General features: G+C 43.2%; 3 protein-coding genes. All 3 read left to right on the top strand.

The window, feature by feature from the left end:
• The coding region (locus CXF78_RS10265; RefSeq protein WP_145991415.1) for an efflux RND transporter periplasmic adaptor subunit at positions 1-686 on the top strand (686 nt) is incomplete at its 5' end.
• 3 nt (positions 687-689) lie between these two features.
• Positions 690-3,755, top strand: coding sequence for an efflux RND transporter permease subunit (locus tag CXF78_RS10260; protein WP_102036718.1), 3,066 nt, complete (start codon positions 690-692; stop codon positions 3,753-3,755).
• A gap of 271 nt (positions 3,756-4,026) precedes the next feature.
• The coding region (gene rluB / locus CXF78_RS10255; protein WP_102036717.1) for a 23S rRNA pseudouridine(2605) synthase RluB at positions 4,027-4,819 on the top strand (793 nt) is incomplete at its 3' end.

Genomic DNA, 4,819 nt, shown 5'->3' with positions numbered 1-4,819 from the left:
ACAGCAGTAAAGCCCAACTTAAATCGGCCAAAGCAGCGTTAGCCGCTGCCAATGACCAAGTTAGTTATACCCGTTTAGAAGCGCCGTTTAACGGCACCATTGCAAAACGTTTGGTGGATAACCACCAAATTGTTCAACCAAATCAAGGTGTGATGACTCTGCAAAATAATCAGTTACTTGATGTCAGCATTCAAGTCCCAGAAGCAATGGCAGCAGTATTAACTCAAGATATTGCCAACGGTTTAGCCGCAAAAGTACGTTTTAGTGCACTAAATGACATGGTGTTTGATGCAAAATTTAAAGAATACTCAACTCAAGTGACACCAGGCACACAAGCTTACGAAGTGGTGTTTTCATTACCACAACCTGACAATGTACAGCTATTGCCAGGCATGAGTGCCGAGTTAACTTTAGCGACACTCAATGACTCGAAACAGAGTTTTAGGACTATTGTTCCTATTTCTGCCGTAGACAAACAAGACCAAAATGGTGATGTAACCGTATGGCGTTATCAGCCAGATAGCGGAGATGTTAGCCCGGTAAAAGTGACTCTCGGGCGGGTGAGTACTGACGGCGTCGAAGTGTTAACTGGGCTCCAAAAAGGCGATGCTATTGTTGCAGCAGGATTATCGCAATTATCTGAAGGCATGAAAGTAAAACCTTTACGCTGGCAACGAGGAGTGTAATTGATGAATGTTGCTGAGTATTCCATCAATCACAAAGTCATTAGCTGGATGTTCGCGTTTTTACTGCTTATTGGCGGCAGTGTTGCTTTTACTGGATTAGGACAATTAGAATTTCCTGAATTTACCATTAAGCAAGCGTTGGTGATCACCGCTTACCCTGGTGCGTCGCCTGAACAAGTAGAAGAAGAGGTGACATTACCGCTTGAAGATGCATTACAGCAGCTTGATGGTATTAAACATATCACCTCTATTAACAGTGCTGGACTATCACAAATTCAGGTTGAAATTAAAGACAGTTATGACAAACATCGCTTACCACAAGTGTGGGACGAGGTACGTCGAAAAGTTAATGACACGACAGGCCGTTTACCACCCGGCACCGCAAAGCCACAAGTGATTGATGACTTTGGTGATGTATACGGTATTTTACTTAACTTGTCAGGTAACGATTTTAGTAACCGAGAACTGAGCAACTATTCAGATTATTTACGCCGCGAACTTGTGCTTGTTCCCGGGGTAAAAAAAGTCTCTGTGGTGGGTGATGTGACAGAGCAGGTTGTGATTGAAATTTCACAACAAAAATTGTCAGCGCTAGGTTTAGATCAAAATTACATCTATGGATTAGTCAACAATCAGAACGTAGTGTCTAATGCTGGCAGCATTGTCATTGGTGATAATCGTATCCGTTTACATCCTACTGGTGAGTTTAGTTCGGTAGAGGAATTATCTCGTTTGGTGGTGAGTTCACCAGGTAGCACTGAGCTTATTTACCTTGGGGATATTGCTAACATTGAAAAAGACTATGACGACACCCCAAATGTGCTTTATCACAATAGAGGTGAGGCGGCATTGTCGTTAGGTATTGCGTTTTCTGGCGGCGTAAACGTAGTCGATGTTGGTCAACGTGTTAGTGAACGTTTAGTTGAACTTGAATCGCAACGACCGTTAGGGATGAGCCTTGATACGGTTTATAACCAAAGTTCTGCTGTAGATAATACCGTACAAGGTTTTTTGATTAACCTTTTAGAGTCGATTGCGATTGTTATCGCGGTATTGTTATTGTTTATGGGCCTTCGTTCTGGGTTATTGATGGGCCTAATTCTGTTGCTAACGATTTTAGGTACTTTCATTGTGATGAAAGTATTAGACATTGAATTGCAGCTTATTTCTCTAGGTGCGCTGATCATTGCCTTAGGCATGTTAGTCGACAACGCCATTGTGGTGACCGAAGGTATTTTAATTGGCTTACAACGAGGCAAAACCCGCCTTGAAGCGGCTAAGCAAGTGGTATCGCAAACACAATGGCCATTGTTAGGCGCAACGGTAATAGCCATTATTGCTTTTGCACCAATTGGTTTGTCCCAAAATGCTGCCGGTGAATTTTGTCGTTCATTGTTCCAAGTGTTGATGATTTCACTGTTTATCAGTTGGATAACAGCAATTACTTTAACACCATTTTTCTGTAATTTATTATTCAAAGAAGCCTCGCCACAAGCTGAACAAGTTGACCCTTATAAAGGTTGGTTGTTTACCACTTATCGCAGTTTTCTGTATTTTGTATTGCGCTTTCGTCTAGTTACGTTGTCAGTGGTGTTGGCGATGTTAGTCACTGCAGTAATAGGCTTTGGTCATATTAAAAACGTGTTTTTCCCCGCATCGAATACGCCAATATTTTTTGTTGATGTATGGATGCCAGAAGGGACAGACATTAAAGCAACTGAGCGTTTCACCAGCGAAATAGAGAAAAAGCTACTGCAAGAAAGTGAACTTAATGACAGCGGTTTAGTACACCTCACATCTGTCATCGGCCAAGGGGCTCAGCGTTTTGTATTACCTTATCAGCCTGAAAAAGGTTATCCAGCCTTTGCTCAGCTTATCGTAGAAATGCGCGATCTCGCAGCAGTTAAGGCTTATATGCCGCAAGTTGAACTGTTGTTAAATAGCCATTTTCCCCAAGCACAATATCGCTTTAAAAATATGGAAAATGGTCCGTCTCCAGCGGCCAAAATCGAAGCGCGTTTCTATGGCGAAGATCCTCAAGTGCTGCGCAGTTTGGCGGCACAGGCTGAAATGGTGTTTAGAAATGAGCCGACAATGGATGGTGTTCGCCATGATTGGCGCAATCAAGTGCCACTCATTCGTCCGCAACTGCAAAATGCACAAGCACGTGAAACCGGCATCAGTAAGCAAGATTTAGATAATGCCTTACTGGTTAATTTTAGCGGCAAACAAATTGGTTTGTATCGTGAAACTAGCCACCTGTTACCGATTGTTGCTCGAGCACCTGCAGCCGAACGTCTTCAAGCTGATAGTTTGTGGAAAATGCAAATATGGAGCACTGAGAACAATATATTTGTACCCGCAACGCAAGTAGTGAGTGAGTTCAGCACGGAATGGGAAAACCCTCTCGTGATGCGCCGTGACCGAATTCGTATGCTGGCAGTATTGGGCGACCCCAAATTGGGATCTAATGAAACGGCAGACTCGGTACATAAAAAAATCAGAAGTAAAGTTGAGAATATTCAGTTGCCTGCAGGTTATCGCTTGGAGTGGGGCGGTGAGTTTGAATCAGCAGGTGAAGCTCAAACAGCCGTATTTAGCTCGATCCCAATGGGTTATTTAGCCATGTTTTTAATTACGGTATTTCTGTTCAATTCAGTTAGGCAGCCTTTAGTTATTTGGTTCACTGTACCATTAGCGGTCATCGGTGTTTCTGCGGGGTTACTATTGTTCGATGCCCCATTCAGCTTTATGGCGCTACTTGGATTATTGAGTCTTTCTGGAATGGTGATTAAAAATGGCATTGTATTAGTGGACCAAATCAATCTCGAACTTGAAGAAGGTAAAGAACCTGGATTTGCACTGGTTGATTCGTGTGTGAGCCGTGTTCGTCCGGTGATGATGGCGGCCATTACTACTATGTTAGGCATGATCCCATTAATCAGCGATGCTTTCTTTGGTTCTATGGCCATCACTATCATTTTTGGTTTGGGCTTTGCTTCTCTACTCACCTTAGTGGTGTTGCCGGTAATGTATAGTCTTGTGTTTAATCTTAAAGTGACACGTTAACCTCTACATTTCATATTGAGTTGTTTAATAAGGCAGCTGACGGTTTCGCGTCAGCTGCCTTTTTTGTGTGATTCAATGGCTTGGTCTGTAAACTCTATGATGATTTTGGTGATTAACGGTGGTATTTTTTGCTCACAAGCCCCATTCAGCGTATAATCTACGCACTTTTCTAATTGTATGCGCCATTGGCGGGTACAATCCTAAAAAGACAATAAAATAAAAGTGATTAACCTTTTGTTTTTTATTAAATTTCTTTAAAGAGTCCCCGCTAATGAGTGAAAAATTGCAGAAAGTCTTGGCCCGTGCAGGCCATGGCTCCCGTCGTGAGATGGAGGCATGGATTGCTGCAGGCCGAGTTAGTGTTGACGGTGAAATTTCTGGCTTAGGTGATCGTGTCGAGGCTGATGCCAAAATACGTATTGATGGCCGTGCTGTTTCATTAAAATCAGCTGACGATATTATTTGTCGTGTGCTGGCATATCATAAACCTGAAGGTGAAATTTGTTCGCGCAAAGATCCTGAAGGCCGTACTACTGTGTTTGAACGTCTACCTAAAGTGCGCGATGCTCGCTGGGTTGCGGTAGGACGTTTAGATATTAATACTTCAGGGTTGTTGTTATTTACCTGTGATGGTGAATTAGCTAACCGTTTAATGCATCCGTCAAATGAAGTAGAGCGTGAATATGCAGTGCGTACTTTTGGTGAAGTGCCAGAAGCAGCTGTACAGCGTTTACGTACCGGCGTGACTTTGGAAGATGGTCCAGCACAGTTTGATACCATTAAAGCCGCTGGTGGCGAAGGCATAAACCAGTGGTGGCATGTCACCCTTCGCGAAGGGCGTAATCGTGAAGTACGTCGTTTGTGGGAATCACAAGACGTACAGGTCAGCCGTTTAATCCGCGTACGTTATGGCAAGGTTGAGTTACCAAAAACCTTACCGCGTGGTGGTTGGATTGAGTTGCCGATGGATCAAGTTAACTATTTACGTCAACTTGCTGGCTTAGAAGCTGAAACACGCTCTGTTTTAGGATCGGACAAACACAGTGTTGCTCGTTCTAAAGTTA

Source organism: Shewanella sp. 11B5 (assembly GCF_002836795.1).
Classification (GTDB): Bacteria; Pseudomonadota; Gammaproteobacteria; order Enterobacterales; family Shewanellaceae; genus Shewanella; species Shewanella frigidimarina.
Note: the sequence above shows the minus strand (reverse complement) of the source record. Positions and strands in the feature narration are given on the sequence as shown.

Excerpts from the sequence above, each read along its gene's own strand:
- CXF78_RS10260 (WP_102036718.1), top strand. The coding sequence starts at position 690 with ATGAATGTTGCTGAGTATTCCATCAATCACAAAGTCATTAGCTGGATG.